The sequence below is a fragment of the Pantoea sp. S62 genome, assembly GCF_016658625.1.
Taxonomy (GTDB): domain Bacteria; phylum Pseudomonadota; class Gammaproteobacteria; order Enterobacterales; family Enterobacteriaceae; genus Pantoea; species Pantoea vagans.
Map to the genome: position 1 here is coordinate 26,749 of NZ_JACVVI010000012.1, position 16,402 is coordinate 43,150.

General features: G+C 57.2%; 14 protein-coding genes. 9 read left to right on the plus strand and 5 right to left on the minus strand.

The window, feature by feature from the left end; all coding sequences use genetic code 11:
- The first annotated feature begins 161 nt into the window (after positions 1–161).
- From IBT54_RS16750 to IBT54_RS16765, 4 genes are all read left to right on the plus strand, one after another.
- A complete protein-coding gene (locus tag IBT54_RS16750; protein ID WP_201252501.1) occupies positions 162–2,123 on the plus strand; it encodes a sigma-54-dependent Fis family transcriptional regulator in 1,962 nt (653 codons plus the stop codon).
- A 156-nt stretch (positions 2,124–2,279) separates the two neighbouring features.
- Positions 2,280–2,894, plus strand: a complete 615-nt coding sequence (locus IBT54_RS16755; RefSeq protein WP_095708285.1) for a TetR/AcrR family transcriptional regulator — start codon at positions 2,280–2,282, stop codon at positions 2,892–2,894.
- Positions 2,895–3,122: 228 nt separating this feature from the next.
- On the plus strand, positions 3,123–4,403 hold the full coding sequence (fabF, locus tag IBT54_RS16760; RefSeq protein ID WP_095708286.1) for a beta-ketoacyl-ACP synthase II: 1,281 nt from the start codon (positions 3,123–3,125) through the stop codon (positions 4,401–4,403).
- A 238-nt stretch (positions 4,404–4,641) separates the two neighbouring features.
- Positions 4,642–5,529, plus strand: a complete 888-nt coding sequence (locus IBT54_RS16765; RefSeq protein ID WP_095708287.1) for an ROK family protein — start codon at positions 4,642–4,644, stop codon at positions 5,527–5,529.
- A gap of 54 nt (positions 5,530–5,583) precedes the next feature.
- On the opposite strand, the gene IBT54_RS16770 is transcribed toward IBT54_RS16765, so the two are convergent.
- The 3 genes from IBT54_RS16770 to IBT54_RS16775 form a co-directional block, all read right to left on the minus strand.
- The gene (locus IBT54_RS16770) at positions 5,584–6,534 is read right to left on the minus strand and encodes an Rpn family recombination-promoting nuclease/putative transposase (protein ID WP_201252502.1); all 951 of its coding nucleotides are present in this window, start codon (positions 6,532–6,534) and stop codon (positions 5,584–5,586) included.
- 511 nt (positions 6,535–7,045) lie between these two features.
- A complete protein-coding gene (locus IBT54_RS25380) occupies positions 7,046–7,168 on the minus strand; it encodes a hypothetical protein (RefSeq protein WP_013356603.1) in 123 nt (40 codons plus the stop codon).
- Between the two features lie 8 nt (positions 7,169–7,176).
- Positions 7,177–7,965, minus strand: coding sequence for a MipA/OmpV family protein (locus tag IBT54_RS16775; protein WP_201252503.1), 789 nt, complete (start codon positions 7,963–7,965; stop codon positions 7,177–7,179).
- A 129-nt stretch (positions 7,966–8,094) separates the two neighbouring features.
- Between IBT54_RS16775 and IBT54_RS16780 the strand changes: the two genes are divergently transcribed.
- From IBT54_RS16780 to IBT54_RS16795, 4 genes are all read left to right on the plus strand, one after another.
- Positions 8,095–8,790: a response regulator gene (locus tag IBT54_RS16780; RefSeq protein WP_095708290.1), complete on the plus strand. Its 696-nt coding sequence runs from the start codon at positions 8,095–8,097 to the stop codon at positions 8,788–8,790.
- A complete protein-coding gene (locus IBT54_RS16785; RefSeq protein ID WP_013356606.1) occupies positions 8,787–9,956 on the plus strand; it encodes a cell wall metabolism sensor histidine kinase WalK in 1,170 nt (389 codons plus the stop codon). Before IBT54_RS16780 ends, IBT54_RS16785 begins: the two co-directional genes overlap by 4 nt.
- Positions 9,957–10,049: 93 nt before the next feature.
- The gene (locus IBT54_RS16790) at positions 10,050–11,183 is read left to right on the plus strand and encodes an efflux RND transporter periplasmic adaptor subunit (RefSeq protein ID WP_095708292.1); all 1,134 of its coding nucleotides are present in this window, start codon (positions 10,050–10,052) and stop codon (positions 11,181–11,183) included.
- On the plus strand, positions 11,180–14,224 hold the full coding sequence (locus IBT54_RS16795; RefSeq protein WP_201252504.1) for an efflux RND transporter permease subunit: 3,045 nt from the start codon (positions 11,180–11,182) through the stop codon (positions 14,222–14,224). Before IBT54_RS16790 ends, IBT54_RS16795 begins: the two co-directional genes overlap by 4 nt.
- A gap of 62 nt (positions 14,225–14,286) precedes the next feature.
- Here the strand turns inward: IBT54_RS16795 and IBT54_RS16800 are convergent, their stop codons facing one another.
- Positions 14,287–14,532 (minus strand): hypothetical protein, encoded by a 246-nt coding sequence (locus IBT54_RS16800; RefSeq protein WP_013356609.1) that lies wholly within the window; start codon positions 14,530–14,532, stop codon positions 14,287–14,289.
- Between the two features lie 72 nt (positions 14,533–14,604).
- Positions 14,605–15,510, minus strand: a complete 906-nt coding sequence (locus tag IBT54_RS16805) for a LysR family transcriptional regulator (protein ID WP_110332310.1) — start codon at positions 15,508–15,510, stop codon at positions 14,605–14,607.
- 104 nt (positions 15,511–15,614) lie between these two features.
- On the opposite strand from IBT54_RS16805, the gene budA reads away from it, so the two are divergent.
- Positions 15,615–16,397, plus strand: coding sequence for an acetolactate decarboxylase (gene budA / locus IBT54_RS16810; RefSeq protein WP_013356611.1), 783 nt, complete (start codon positions 15,615–15,617; stop codon positions 16,395–16,397).
- The last annotated feature ends 5 nt before the right edge of the window (positions 16,398–16,402 follow it).

Here is a 16,402-nt window from a genome sequence, read left to right on the forward strand (position 1 = left end):
CCGGTGAGCGTTATCAACAGCGTTGCAAAGCGGATGCCAGTTTTTAAGCAGGTGTTTCTGTGAACGCGCTCGCAGAAGCCTCTTCATAACTGAAAGTAAAATGTACATGTCAACTTAACATGTCATTAAAATGGACATTTCATCGACGTCGGGAGAGTGGAATGCAATCGCTGCATGATTTATTGCCAAATAAAGAAGAGAGCGACGCCATATTCAGCCTGCCGGACGGCAGTGACGCGGCACAGTGGGAAACACAGCTGGTGCGCGGCTGGCAGGCGTTTATCCAGGGTGAAAAGCCACACTGGATCCGCCGCAGTATTCTGCAATCCTGGGCACGCTCGCGCGAGCATCACATCGATCCGACGCACTTCTGCTACACCCCGGTCGCCCCGTCAGAGCTGGCCGCTATCCTGAGTCATCACAGCGAGCTGATCGCCGTGGCTCATAGCGTGATGGAGAATCTGCTGGCCTATAATCCCGATGGACACATTAATCTGACCGATGCTCAGGGCGTTGTGCTGAGCTTCTGCGGCAGCGACCTGACGCCGGTTGGCAGCGTTCTGCGTGAGGAAATTCTGGGCACGAACTGCACCGCGCGCTGCCTGCGCGAGCAGCGGCTGGTATACGTGCTGAGTGGGGAAAACTGGAAAATCGCACTGCGTAAACGTAACCGGCAGTGTGCCGCAGCGCCCATCCGGGATGCCAGCGGTCAGATGACTGGCGTGCTGACGCTGACCGCCACTCCTGATAACTTCAATGCCCATACGCTGGGAACGGTACAGGCCGCCGCAGAAGCGATCGGCCAGCAGCTGACGCTGCGCCGCCTGCTGGCCGAGCAGCAGTCGATACTGGAAAACCTGAATGAAGGCGTGGTGGTCTGCGACCGCGAGGGACGCATCAAAACGCTGAATCGCTATGCGCGTCAGATCTTTGCCGGTCTTGATGCCGGTAACGCTTCGATTGACCAGCTGCTGCAACCTCAGTCTGGTTCGCTGCTTACCCTGCCCTGCTGCAATGACCGTGAGATGATCTTCCGCCCTGACGGCAGACACAGCGTCTCCTGTCTGGTCTCGCTGATGCCGGCCCCGGACGGCGGGCGTATCCTCTCGCTTCGGGAAAACCAGCGCATTCGCGCCATTACGCGACGGGTTCTCGGCGTCAGCGCCAGTTATACCTTTGATATGATACGCGGTCAGGCCCCCACGCTTCAGCAGGCACTTCAGGATGCCCGCGCCAGCAGTCGCAGTGACAGCACCGTTCTGCTGACCGGTGAAAGCGGAACCGGCAAAGAACTGTTTGCTCAGGCGATCCACAACGCCAGTAGCCGGGCAAATGAGTCCTTTGTCGCCGTCAACTGCGGCGCGCTGCCGCGTGATCTGGTACAGAGCGAGCTGTTCGGCTACGTCGATGGTGCCTTTACCGGTTCACGGCGCGGTGGGTCGGCAGGCAAGTTTGAACTGGCCGACGGGGGCACACTGTTTCTGGACGAGATTGGCGAGATGCCGCTGGAGGCACAGACCAGCCTGCTACGCGTGCTTCAGGAGAGTGAAGTACTGCGCATCGGGGCAGCGTATCCGGTAAAAGTGGATGTCCGTATTATCGCGGCGACCCACTGCGATCTGCAAAGCGCAGTCGAACAGGGTGCCTTCCGGCGTGACCTGTTCTATCGCCTGAATGTCATTTCGCTGACCATCCCCGCCTTGCGTGAACGGCAAAGCGATATTCCCGATCTGGTGAATACCTTTATCCGCACGCTGTGTCAGCGGCTGAATAAACTGCCTCCGCAGGTCAGTCCTGAAGCAATGAACGCTCTTGAGGCCTGGCACTGGCCTGGCAACGTGCGTGAGCTGGAAAATCTGGTGGAGCGAATCGTCAATCTTTGCCAGAGCCACATTATCGACCTCGCCAATTTGCCGCCCGCGATGGTGACCCGCAGTGATGCTGAAAACCATACGTCTGTCAGCAGTCTGCTGCAGGATAATGAGCGAGCCTGTATCCTGCAGATACTGCGCGCTCAGGGCGGAAATATGCGCCAGTCCGCTAAGCTACTGGGTATTTCACGTACGGCGCTGTACAACAAGCTCAATCAATGGAACATCGACATCGACACACTGCGTCAGTAAATTAATCATAAAACGCAGTAACTGGCCTGGCGGCCTGCAAGAATAATTCTTACGCGGCAATTCATAGCTTTTCGCCGCAGCAGGACTTAAAATGTGACCACCCATAACAGTGGTCACTGAATTTATCACCCACCTTCAATTTGTCAGGCTATCACAATGACCCAATCCGTAACGGACAGTGGAACGCGCGGTCCTGCCGATCACAATGTGCGTGACCAGATTGTCGAGGCTGCCATGCAGCACTTTGCGCATTACGGCTACGAAAAAACCACCGTCTCCGATCTTGCCCGGGCTATTGGTTTTTCCAAAGCCTATATCTACAAGTTTTTTGAATCGAAACAGGCGATTGGCGAAGTCATTTGTTCAAACCGACTGGCGATGATCATGGCGCGTGCTGAAACCGCGATCGCCGATGCTCCAGGTGCATCAGAACAACTGCGGCGGCTGTTTCAGACGCTTTCCGCCACCAGTACTGAGCTATTTTTTCACGAACGTAAACTCTATGACATTGCCGCTGTCGCGTCGCGCGACCGCTGGCCCTCTGCCATGGCTTACGAAAAGCGGATTCTGAATCTGATTCAGCAGATCCTGCGCAGGGGTCGTGAAATGGGTGAGTTTGAGCGTAAAACTCCGGCTGACGACGCGGCAGAAGCTATCTATCGGGTAATCAGACCCTATGTCAGCCCTGTGCTACTGCAGTACAGCCTCGATGAGGCTGAGGCCGCTTCCACGCAACTGGCCGCACTGGTATTACGCAGTCTTGCCCCCTGAACGAAGTGACTATTGACTTAATTAGTCACAAAGGCAAAGATAACGGCCTGTCTGATTATCGCTCAGGATCCTGATGCTGCTAAGCTTATCTCTGTCTGTTCACTTTCATACCAGCATTCGCATATCGCACCCTTTTGCTAAGGGTCTCGCTAATCGCGCTTCAGGCGCGCATCAACTTTCTGCGGCAGTATTTTATTCGCTGTCCGGACTGACTACGGGAGCAACCGCATGAGTCATTCAACCTCATCTCAACGCATCGTCATCACCGGCGCGGGTATCGTCTCGCCGCTGGGTTGTGGCGTTGAAACCGTCTGGCAGCGATTAACGGCGGGTGAATCGGGTATTCGCGTTCTGCCCGATATGCTCACCTCAGGAACCGGTATTTCAGTAGGGGGCAGCGTGCCTGGCATTGAAGACGATCCACTGGCCGGATATGACCCGGAGTCGTTCATTGCGCCAAAAGAGCGAAAAAAGATGTCGCGGTTTATTGAGTTTGCGCTGCTGGCAGCGGAAGAAGCGCTGAAGCAGGCAGGCTGGCATCCTGAAGATGCGTCTGCGCGTGAACGCACGGCTACGATCATTGCTTCTGGCGTTGGCGGCTTTGGTGCGATTGCCGACGCAGTGCGCACGACCGACGCGCGTGGTCCGCGCAGGCTCTCACCTTTTACTGCTCCCTCGTTTCTGGCGAACATGGCAGCCGGTCATATCTCAATTAAACACGGTTTCACCGGCCCGCTCGGCGCGCCTGTTACTGCCTGTGCAGCAGGCGTACAGGCTATTGGTGACGCCGCAAGATTAATCAGAAGTGGTGAAGCGGACATTGCGATTTGTGGCGGCACCGAAGCGGCGCTGGATCGCGTGACGCTGGGCTGTTTCGCAGCCGCGCGCGCACTATGCGCAGGATATGAAGATGAGCCGCACCACGCCTCACGTCCGTTTGATCGGGACAGAAGCGGCTTTGTCATGGCCGAAGGCGCCGGCCTGCTGGTCATTGAGTCGCTGGCCCATGCAGAGGCACGCGGAGCGACGCCGCTGGCGGAGATTGTCGGCTACGGCACCAGCGCCGATGCTTACCATCTTACGGCGGGTCCGGAGGATGGCAGTGGCGCTGCGCGGGCGATGAGGTTAGCTCTGCGACAGGCGGGGATCAGCCCGGATGACGTTCAGCATATCAATGCTCACGCAACCTCGACTCAGGTCGGCGATCACGGTGAGCTGTCCGCTATTCGCGCCGTTTTTGGCGATGATTCGCCGGTCGCGATCTCATCAACCAAATCCGCCACCGGCCATCTGCTGGGTGCGGCGGGTGGCGTTGAGGCGATATTCACACTGCTGGCCCTGCGCCATCAGCTTATTCCGCCAACACTGAATCTTTATCATCCCGATGAAGCAGCAGGCAGTCTTGACCTGGTGGCGCTTAAAGCCCGACCTGCCGCGCTGAACTATGCCATGTCGAACGGATTTGGTTTTGGCGGCGTCAATGCCAGTATTCTGCTACGTAAGTGGTAATGTCGGCATTTTGACGACTCAATCGGCGCTGCCGGATATACTGGCAGCGTCGCTGATCACATCACCATCCAGCCTATACAGCGCATTCTGTTATTTCCTGTCTGCCACCAGTCTTCAGCCCTTCAGCATCAGCTTTATAAATCTGTACCTTTCCTGACAAAATTGCCGTCGCCTGGCCGTCTGCCCTTTTCTTTCAGCACTACAATTAATTGAATGAAAACAACTTCAGAGAACGTTGATGAAAATTGCAGCTTTCGATATTGGTGGTACCTCTTTAAAAATGGGTGTGATTGACGATCAGGGAAATATTCTGACCAGCGATAGTGCTGATATTTCCCATAACGCACGCGATAAAATACTTGATGAAATCCTGGCCTGGCTGGAGAAAAATCCCGGTTGTGCTGGTATTGCCGTCAGCACACCCGGTTATATTGATACTGACGCTGGTTATATTGCCATGGGCGGCACCATACGTGACTTTGACCAGTTTCATCTGAGCCAGTGGCTGACAGAAAAAACGTCCCTGCCTGCTACCGTCGAAAACGATGCACACTGTGCACTGCTGGCTGAAAAGTGGCTGGGAAAAGCGAAAAAGCTCAACGATTTCCTGATGCTGACGATAGGCACCGGGTTAGGCGGAGCGGCCTTTTGCAATGGCGCACTGATTCGGGGTGGACGCAACCGGGCTGGCGAGTTTGGTTGCCTGCTGACGTCGCGTCCCACCAGCGGCAATATAGAACGCCACACCATGAGCCAGAGCTGTACCATGACGGCGCTGCGGGAGAATTACAGCCAGCTTATTGAAAAGCCTGCCGACGATGTCAGTGGTAAAGATGTCTTTGACGCATACGATCGTAATGAAGACGCCGCGCAGCAGGTGGTAAATAAATTTTATGCGGATCTTGCGGCCTGCTTATATAACCTGTTCAGCGTGTTCGACCCGCAGAGGGTATTTATTGGCGGGGGAATTACTGAGCGCGAACCCTTCCTCAAGGAACTGGGAGAGCAGCTGGCAAAATATGATCCTGATATCCGCATAGATGCCGCAACCTACGGTAACGACTCCGGCATGCTGGGCGCAACCTGGAATTACCTGCAGCGCCAGCCTGCGGGCAATAAGACCTGAGAGCTTTACTTTCCCTGAAGTGAAAAATTGCCATCAGGTCTTATCCGCAGAGACTTAATGCTGGATGTTAGCCAGATCGTCTGAGGAAAGACCTGTCATTTCCATGATGGTTTTACGTTCAAGGCCGCGCTGTAACATAACGCGAGCGATTTCCAGAGTGGCTTCGCGCTTACCTTCACTGCGGCCTTTCTCCATTCCCCGCTGTTCGCCCAGCTCAATACCTTCAGCGCGACCTATTTCAATACCTTTTTGCTCAAGCTGCTGTGCAATAGTCATCAGTGCATCTCCGTGTTGCGGCACCCGCTGTGCCAGTTCGCGAACGAAAGCTTCGTGATCAGCTGATTCACCTGCCTGCATTAAATAGTGTATCAGCGCCAATACCTGGGGTGAAGAAAGATAATCGGCCATCAGTAAGGTACTCAGACGGTCAATGATCGAAGCCATATCACGTTGATGAATATGCTTCTGCATCAGTGTCAGTGCGGCCATGCTACGGTGCTTCATGATTTCGTCATCAGGAATAACCGTGACGCCCACCAGCGGAAAAGCACTTCCATAGAGTTGTTCTGCCACAGCCGGATCATCAAATTCGTCGAACCAGCGGGTCGAATAAGGATAGGGCGAGCGCTTACCGGTGTAGAACAATACAGGTATCACCAGAGGCAGCTTTTTATGACCCGCTGCAAGATGCTGTTGCATAGCGGCAATCGCATAACGCATCAGACGAAACGCCATATGCCTGTCCCGTGTAGATTGATGTTCAATCAGAACGTGTATATAGCCGTCCCCGGCTGAGGTTTTAAGACTGTACAGAACATCACTAAAATATTGCCGCAAATCGTCTTCGACAAAGGAGCCGGATTCAAGCTTAAGTGTGCCGAGATCGCAGATTTTACGCAGTTCTTCAGGAAGATGCAGCTGCATAAAATCTCTGGCAACATCCGGATTTGCCAGAAACTGTCGGAATGTCGCGTCATGGGGTACAGGGATTTTTTTCTTTCTCATCGGTTTACTTTCTATAAGGTTCACATACTGACAGCTCAGGGAAAAGTGGTTTATCCAGGCCGGACGGCAATATTATCGTTGTGTTATCTGTGAATTAAAATGGCCTACATCCATGATGAATTAACTGAAATTTTTAAAAGTAAAATCAATGCATTAAAAATAAGCCACCCCTTAATATAAAAATAAATATCATTACAAAACAGTAGGATGGGCGCTTATGAACTGAAAAAACCATGATTCTCCACATCCACCAACAAGATTTAAACCGGAATAAATAAGAGATAATGAATTATAAAAAAACGATCATTACCTGAATCACCTGTTTTTTCAGCACAACCTACCAATGATAAACCGGCTCAGTTTAAATTTATAAACCACGCCTGTTAATCAGCAGTATTACATTCACTAGCAAGGTATTTCTATTTCCTGCCAGCCGCTATATCAGCACTGATTTATTCGGTAACAGAATGACTTAATAACTGTAAGCGCTGCAGTGAATATTATTCATGTCCTATCCCCTTATCGGCGCATCAAACAGACTCAGCGCCACGATGAGAAGAGCATAAACCAGCAGATAGAACAGAATCAGCGCAGCCAGCAACCGTCGATGGCTACGCATCTCACTTTTCTTCATGGTGCCATTCAGAAGGTGTAGCTCAATGCCAGCGTGGCCGAAGCGCCATTGTGCCGGGCGACGATGGGGCTATCTGAAGCATGCTTATCCAGCCAGGTGTAATCGCCGATCACGCTGGCAGCCCATGCGGGCGTGAACTGGTGACTCCATGTCAGGCTGGTGTCTGTGCCATAAAATCCACCCGCAGCGTTATAGCGTTTAAACCCGCTACGAGCACTCTGCTCGCTGTTCACGCCATACCAGGTATTCATATAACGCGCATCGCCAGACAGACCTGCCACCTGCAGTGCTACCGTATCGTCCTGGGTCTGCCAGGGGATCAGGGTTACAGACGTCCGGTACTGCACGCCCTGACTGTCACTTAATGGCAGCGTCGCTTTCTCCTCAACCACAAACCACGGGGTAACCGACCAGCCCACCGCCAGCGCGGTGTTAACCGTTGCGTCGATATTCCCCATGCCTCTGAGCCGGTCATCACCGTCGCGCCACGATGAGTTACGGTCAGAGCGGCCCAGCCCATAGCCCAGCGTATGTTCCAGATACAGCCCGTTATTCGCCTGCAGGTCATAACCAATGCCTTTTTGCGAGTCGAAAAAGAATGCTCCGTCGCGCGCCTGAATAACCGGCATCAGCTGCCAGTGCTGCTTATCTGCGCCGCTGTAGCGTGGGGCATTAATGCCCGCAATGCCCAGCGTCAGGCTGGGCGGTGGCGTGGCACTCTCATCAGCCATAGCAGCAGCGGCACTCAACCCCAGCGAAAAACAGACCATGTGAAGCGTTATTTTTCCGGTTATCATCACGTTTCCTCATTATCACATCAGGTGCGGAGCTGAGGGATTCAGTGCCGCGTCACTGGCCGGAGTATGCGAGGCGAGTGTCAATGAACGACCAGGGATTTATGAAGAAACAGTCAAGGTGATCCGAAAATGCAGTCAAAACGTGTACTGATTATTGAAGATGACGCAGATGCGGCGGGTGTACTTGAGGCCTACCTGAAACGTGAAAATTATGAGGTCATGATTGCCGGTGACGGATCCAGCGGGCTGGAAACCGCAGGACGCTGGCAGCCCGATCTGATCCTGCTGGACATCATGCTGCCTGGCATGAACGGCACCGAAGTGCTGGCCGCGCTGCGTCGGCGTGACGATACCCCGGTAATTATGGTGACGGCGATGGGTGACGCGCCGGACCGCATCGGCGCGCTACGTTATGGTGCTGATGACTACGTGGTCAAACCCTACCATCCGGGCGAAGTCGTGGCGCGCGTTCAGGCCGTGCTGCGCCGCAGCCAGAGTCACGCGCCCGCCGCAGAATCGCTGCGCTGGGCGGGTCTGGTGGTTGATCCACTGGCACTTACCGCCGTGGTTGATAGTGACAGTGATGCACCGCGCCGCCTGGATCTGACGCCCACCGAATTTTCTCTGCTGGTCACGCTGATGCGTGCCCCGACGCGGCCTTTTACCCGCCTGTTTTTGCTGGAGCACTGCCTGCCGGAAAGCGATGCTCTGGAGCGTGTAGTCGATACCCACGTCTATAACCTGCGCCGTAAACTGGAGGCTGCAGGCATCTCTGACGTCTTACCGGCAGTACGCAGCGTCGGTTACCGGTTCAGACAGCCATGAAGAACGATACGCACACTTCACTGTGGCGCTGGATCTGCATCCGGGTGCTGTTACTGGCTATCGGCAGCGTGATCCTCATCGCCGCCTGTATGTGGCTGCGCTTTGCGGTGCAGGCGTTCTGGGTCTACTACCGGATGCCGCATGCGCTGCTCGATGAGTTCACGCAGCTGCGCCATCATCCCGCCAGCGATCCGGCGCGCTTTCATCAGATTGTCGATCAGTGGTGGGGGATCAAATTTTCCGATCCCTCGCTGGCATCCTCTGACTGGCTGACCGTGCTGGTCCTGGTAGTGGTCACCATCCCGTTTATGGTGATGATGGCGCTGCGTTTCGCCCGTCCGCTGTCGGCGCAGTTCAGCCAGCTGGCGACGGCGGCGCGTGCGGTGTCGAAAGGGGAATTTGGCCGGACGGCGGCGGTGGTGAAAGAAGCCCCGCAGGAGCTGGTGCGCTTTACCGAAGATTTTAACCAGATGACACAACAGCTGGCGCGCTACGATCGTGAGTTGCGCACCTCGCATGTGGCGATGGCACACGAACTCCGCTCACCATTGACAGCAGCGATGGGCCGCCTGCAGGGCATTCTGGACGGCGTCTTCCCTGCCGAGCCGCAGCAGCTGGCGATGATCATGAAGCAACTGACACAGCTTAGCCGACTGACCGATGAACTGCATCTGCTGTCACTGGCAGATGCAGGGCAGCTTACCCTCAACCGCGAGCGATTTAATCTCTCTGAGTTACTGCGCGAGCGTTCAGGCTGGCTGCTGCCACAGGCAGAAGAGTCGGGTGTCGTCATCAGCGTAATGGCACCCGGCGATCTGCTGCTCTGCGCCGATACCTTTCGCCTGGGTCAGGTCATAACCATCATCTGTGAAAATGCGCTGCGCTACGCCGCCGATGGTGGCGCATTGTTGATCACCGCCAGCCAGAACGATAAGGCGACCACGCTGACTTTCCGTGATTACGGTCAGGGCGTAGAGCCAGACTTCCTGCCGCAGCTGTTTGACCGCTTTACCCGGGCTGACTCCTCACGCGCTCGCCACTCCGGCGGCAGCGGGCTGGGGCTGTCGATCGCCAAAGCGATTATCGAGGCGCACGGCGGGTCGCTGCACGCCACGCTGCCTGCCGACGGCGGTCTGCTGATTGGGATAACGCTACCGGCAGGATAAATTGTTCTGACTTGACCATTTCTTGATGGTTCATGGAACGTTTCTGGACACAGGCCGGGTTCAATGAGCACAACTCATTAAAGGAACCCGGTTATGACAGACTTCTTATCGGATGCTGCCCGCCAGGTGTGGCGTCATCTCTTCAGTGTACATATTTTCGCGCCGATCGTGTTCGTGCTGCTCGGCGTATTCATCATGACCGGCTGCCGCGACAACAATGCTGCCCCGCCAGCCGCCCCACTCCGCCCGGTCAAAACGGTGATTGCCCCGCCGCTCAGCGGCGACGCGTCACGCGTGCTGACCGGTGAAATTCGCGCCCATGAAGAGGTTGCACTGGCCTTCAGGCTGGATGGCCGGGTGGTGAGCCGCGCGGTTGAGCTGGGCGATCGCGTCACCGCCGGGCAACCCCTGGCCGCGCTGGAAAACGATCAGTCACGTAATCAGCTGAGCAGCGCGCAAGCCGATCTCGACAGCGCCCGCGCCGCCGAACGCGTCGCCGCGCTTAACCTCCACCGGATGCGGCTGCTGATGCCCGGCGGAGCCATCGCCCGCAGCCAGCTGGACAGTGCCGAGGGAGACTGGCAGAGCGCGCAGTCCCGCCGTCTCAGCAGCGAAGCAGCACTGAAAAATGCCCAGGATAATCTCAGCTGGACCCGGCTCACTGCGCCCGCCGCAGGCCGGATTACCGCCCTCCCGGTTCAGCCCGGCCAGGTGGTCAGCGCCGGACAGACTGTGATGACGCTGGCAGCCGGTGATGCACGCGATGCGGTGTTTGATCTGACAACGCCTGCTTTGCTGCGAGCTGACGACCAGACTCCGCTGAAGGTGACGCTGCTCGCCGACCCGGACATCCAGGCCAGTGGCACGATACGTGACATCAACCCACAGGCCGATTCACAGACCCGTACCTGGCGGCTGCGCATCTCAATTCATCAGCCACCCGAGGCGATGGCACTGGGTGCCACCGTCACCGTCACGCTTCCCGATGCGCAACCGCCAGTCATCGCCCTGCCCGCCAGCGCCCTGACCCGCTTTGCAGACAAGCCCGCGCTGCTGGTGGTTGATGCGGCATCACGCTTACAGCTTCGTCCGGTGGTGCTGGCCCGCTTCAGCGCACAGCAAATCTTTGTCTCTGCCGGGATCCGGCCAGGCGAGCGCGTGGTTACCGCCGGTGTCGGCACCCTGCAACCCGGTGAAAAAGTGACACTGGCGCAGGAGGGCTCATGAAAAAAATTACTGGCTTTAACCTTTCCGGCTGGGCGCTGGCGCATCAGCAGCTGGTCATCTTTTTCATGCTGCTGGTAATGGCGGCGGGTGTGCTGAGTTATGAACGCCTGTCACGTAATGAAGACCCGGCGTTCACCATCAAGACCGCCGTGATCTCTGCCCGGTGGCCCGGAGCTGACGTAAACTCCACCGTACAACTGCTGACGGACGTGCTGGAACAGAAGGTGCAGGAGATCCCGTCGCTGGATGCGGTTGAGAGCGAAACCCGCGCCGGAGAGACGGTCATTTATGTCAACCTGCGCGATGACACGCCACCTTCTGAGGTGGCCGGTATCTGGTATCAGCTGCGGAAAAAAATGCATGATGTGACGTCTTCCCTGCCGCAGGGCGTGCAGGGTCCGGCGGTTAACGACGAGTTTGATGACACCTTCGGCACAATTTACGGCTTCACGGCGGATGGCTTTACCGCCAGAGAGCTGCGCGATCGGGTTGATAACCTGCGCCGCAGCCTGGCCAGTCTGCCCGACATTGGTAAAACCAGTCTGCTGGGCGTGCAGGAGCAGCAGGTGGTTATTGCCTTTTCCCCACGCAAGCTGAACGGCATGGGGCTCGATTTACAGCAGGTCAGCGACGCCATCAAAGCGCAGAACGATGTGGTGCCCGCTGGCAGCCTGCGCACCGACCGCGAAAATATCGCGCTGCGGGTGAGCGGTACGCTGACCTCGGTCGAAAGCCTGCAGGCGATTACCCTGCATATTGGGGAGCGTTTCATCCCACTGACCGATCTGGCGACCATCAGCCTGCAACCTGCTGAACCGCCGGCACCCACCTTTCGGGTTAACGGCGTGCCAGCTATCGGGCTGGCAATCTCCATGGCCGCCAGCGGCAACATGCTCGATTTCGGTAAACAGCTTAACCAGCGCATGCAGATACTGGCCGGTCAGTTACCGCACGGCATCACCATGACCCGCGTCGCCGATCAATCTTCGGTGGTGAAACAAGCGGTCAGCGGCTTTGTGCGGATACTGGGCGAAGCGGTTGTCATCGTGTTAGCCGTCTCCTTTGTTTCGCTGGGACTGCGTGCCGGTCTGGTGGTGGCGGCGGCTATTCCGCTGGTACTGGCGATGACCTTTACCGGCATGTTGCTGGCGGACATCGGACTGCAGCGCATCTCACTGGGCGCGCTGATTATTGCGCTCGGGCTGCTGGTGGATGACGCCATGATCACCGTCGAGGCGATGGTCGCACGGCTCGAAGCGGGCGACAGTAAGTGGCAGGCCGCGACGTATGCATTCAGAACCACCGCCTTTCCGATGCTGACCGGTACGCTGGTGATGATCGCCGGGTTCATCCCGGTCGGATTCGCCGCCTCCAGTGCCGGGGAGTATTGCTACTCACTGTTTGTGGTGATTACGCTGGCGCTGCTCTGCTCATGGGTGGTGGCGGTCATCTTCTCGCCGCTCACCGGCTGCTGGCTGCTGTCAGCGAAGCGCATCAAAGCCCACCAGCCACCGGGCTTACTGACGCGCGGCTATCATGGGCTGCTGGAGGTCATTCTGCGCCACCGGCTGATGACGATTGGCGCAGCGCTGACGGTGCTGCTGGCCAGCCTGTACGCCACCACCTTTATGCAGGGTGAATTTTTCCCGGCGTCAGACCGCCCTGAACTGCTGGTCAGCCTGACGCTGCCCGCCAGCGCATCCCAGGCGGAAACCACGCGCCGTACCGCACAGCTGGAACAGATGCTGCGCAACGATCGGGATGTGGCGAACTTCACCAGTTACGTCGGCTCTGGCGCAATACGCTTCTATCTGCCGATGGATGTATTGCTGGATAATGAAAACATCGCACAGCTGGTGGTGGTGGCGAAGAATCTGGCGGTACGCGATCGGCTGCGCAGCAGGCTGGAGAAGAAACTGGCCGCGGATTTCAGTGATATCACGACGCGGGTTTCGCCGCTGGAGCTGGGTCCGCCGGTGGGCTGGCCGCTGAAATATCGTATCACCGGCCCGGACAATGGCCGGGTGCGGCAGGCTGCCGGTGAGCTGGCAGCGCTGATCGCCCGCTCTCCACTGACCCGCGAGGTGAATCTCACCGCCGGGGAGCCGGAACGGGTCATGACGCTGGCCGTAAACCAGACCGCCGCCCGTGCCGCCGGACTGTCGTCCGACACCATCGCCTCTGCGCTGAACACCCTGATGTCCGGCAGCGTGGTGACGACTCTGCGCGATCGCAACCGGCTGATTGACGTGGTGCTACGCAGTAATGACGCCGAGCGGCAGAACACGGAGACGCTGGAAGGATTGATGATCACCAATGCCAGCGGACAGAAAATTCCGCTGCGCCAGGTAGCGACCCTGAACTGGGGCGTGGATGATCCGGTGATCTGGCGCCGTCAGCGACTCTCATACATTACCGTGCAGACCGATATTGCGCCGGGTCAGCGGGCTGAGCAGGTCTCGCAACAGCTCGCACCTGATGTCGCCGCCCTGCGCGCCTCACTGCCTGCCGGGTACGGTATTGAAGAAGGTGGCGTAGTGGCGGAATCGGACAAAGGCAATGGTTCGGTGTTTGCTCTGCTGCCGGTGACGATCTGCGCCATGCTGGTCCTGCTGATGATTCAGCTGCAACGCTTCTTCGGTATGCTGCTGGCGCTGAGCATGGCCCCGTTTGGCCTGCCCGGCGTCGTCTCCGCGATGCTGCCGGCAGGCACACCGCTGGGGTTTGTGGCGCTGCTGGGGATTATTGCGCTGGCGGGGATCATCATCCGCAACGCGGTGATTATGATCAGTGAAGTGGATGCGTACAGCCGCGCCGGACTGCCTGCCGGTGACGCTATACGGCAGGCCGCCCATCACCGGGCGCGTCCCATCCTGCTGACCGCCTGTGCCGCGATACTTGGCATGATCCCTATCGCCCATCAGGTGTTCTGGGGGCCGATGGCACTGGCGATTATTGGTGGTCTGGTCAGCGGCACGCTGGTGACGCTCACGGTGCTGCCCGCCGCGTTAAGTCTGCTGATGCAGCGACGTTTAGGTTAAAGCAGTTCGTATTAAAACGCCCGGCGATCCCGTGCTGAGAACAGCGGGATCGCCGGACGCGTTCAGTTCATCACCTCGACCAGAATCAGCGGGCACTTTCTGACTTTGCAGGCCTGACTGTAGGCCAGCGAGCAGACCGAACAGAGGTCGCGCACGTCAGACTGGTACTCATACTCCATGAAATAGCGGAACTGGCCGCCCGCCGAATCTGTTCTCCAGAATCGCTGCGGCTCCAGAATTTCATCCAGTTGCCTGAATGTCAGGGCTGACGGGTTGTGATACCCGACTCTTACGCGGTATGTAGTCATGCAGTGATTATTGGCATCCCGGCCCCGCCGCCGCCAGTTGGTTGTTGTTTTCAGTTCAATAGCTGGCGCTTATCAACCCGCTTCGCCTGGTGTCGCAGGCGGGTCGGCCAGCAGCGCCAGCAGATGCAGCACCGCTTTTGATGGATGATGCCGACGCCAGGCAAACGCCACGTCGGTAAACAGCGTGTTGTTCTCGATATCGCAGAAGCTGACTTCGGGATTATCGACGCAGCGCAGCGACTCCGGCACCAGCGCAATCCCGCAGCCTGCAGCCACCATGCCCAATGAGGTGGTGATCTGTGGCGCCTGCTGGAAGGTGTGGCGTGAAAAGCCCGCCCGCAGACAGGCCGTAACAATCAGCTCATAGAGACTGGGCGAAACGTCGCGCGGGAAGATTATCAGGGTTTCATCCGCCAGCGCGGACAACGAGACTGTCGGCGTGCCGCTGAGGGGATGGCAGCGCGGCAGCGCAATCAGCATCTTTTCGGTGGAGATCACGCGCAGATTAAACGCCTTGCTGCTTTCGCACGGCAGCCGGATAAAGGCAGCATCCAGCAATCCCTCCTGCAGATCCTGCATCAGCAACGACATATTCTCTTCACGCGTCAGCAGCTCCATCGCCGGATAGCGTTCCGTAAACTGACGGATCAGGGTGAAGATGCGCGGATTAAACGCCACCGAGCTGGCAAACCCAAGCGACAGCTGGCCACTGATCCCGCGGGCAATCCCACGCGCGTTCTCCAGTGCCTGATCGGCCAGTTGGACAATTTGCCGGGCATCGGCCAGAAACGCTTCCCCCGCTTCAGTAAGTTCCACGCCGCGCGTCAGTCGCTTCAGCAGCGGTGTGCCAATTTCCTGCTCCAGCCGCAGTATCTGCTGGCTCAGCGGCGGCTGAGAAATCCCCAGCATTTCAGCGGCCCGGGTGAAGTGAAGCGTCTCGGCTACGGCAACAAAATAACGCAGGTGGCGCAGTTCCATATCAAAAACGTCTCAAAGTTAACAGGTTTCGCTATTGGACCCACCGACTGAATCGGTTCACCATTAGGTTAACACGGCTTAACGGTTAATCGATGAGGCATGAAATGAGCAATTGTGTAACTGATTGTTCCTGTGAGGATCAACTAAAACATACTGTCTTAACGCTTTCCCAGGATGCACCAGAAAGCGTTATCTATCAGACCTCTTTAATGAGTGCGCTGCTGAGCGGCGTCTACGACGGCAACGTCCGCATCGCCGACCTGCTGCGCAAAGGGGATTTCGGCCTGGGCACGTTTAACCGGCTGGATGGCGAGATGATTGCGTTCGACAGCAAGGTCTATCAGCTGCACTCAGATGGCAGCGCGCATCCGGCCGATCCGGCACAGAAAACCCCGTTTGCGGTGATGACCTTTTTCAGGCCGCAGCACCTGTTTGAGTTTGACCGGCCCATGTCGCGCGAGGATATCCATCGGGTGATCGACAGCGAAATCACCTCCGATAACCAGTTCTGCGCGCTGCGCATCAGCGGTCGTTTCAGCCGCGTCGACACCCGCACCGTGCCGTGTCAGTGCCGTCCCTACCGCTCCATGCCGGAAGTTCTGGGCGATCAGCCGACCTTTGCCTTCAGCCAGCGCGCGGGCGAGCTGATTGGCTTCCGCACGCCACAGTATATGCAGGGCATTAACGTAGCGGGCTATCACGAACACTTTATTACCGACGACCGCGAAGGCGGCGGCCACATTCTCGATTATGCGCTGGAACAGGGCACCCTGACCTTTGGTGCCATCAGCAAGCTGGTCGTGGATTTACCGCAGGACAGTGACTTTCTCAATGCCGACCTGAACCCCGCCAATCTTGACGCCGCGATCCGTGCGGTAGAAAGCTAATCAGA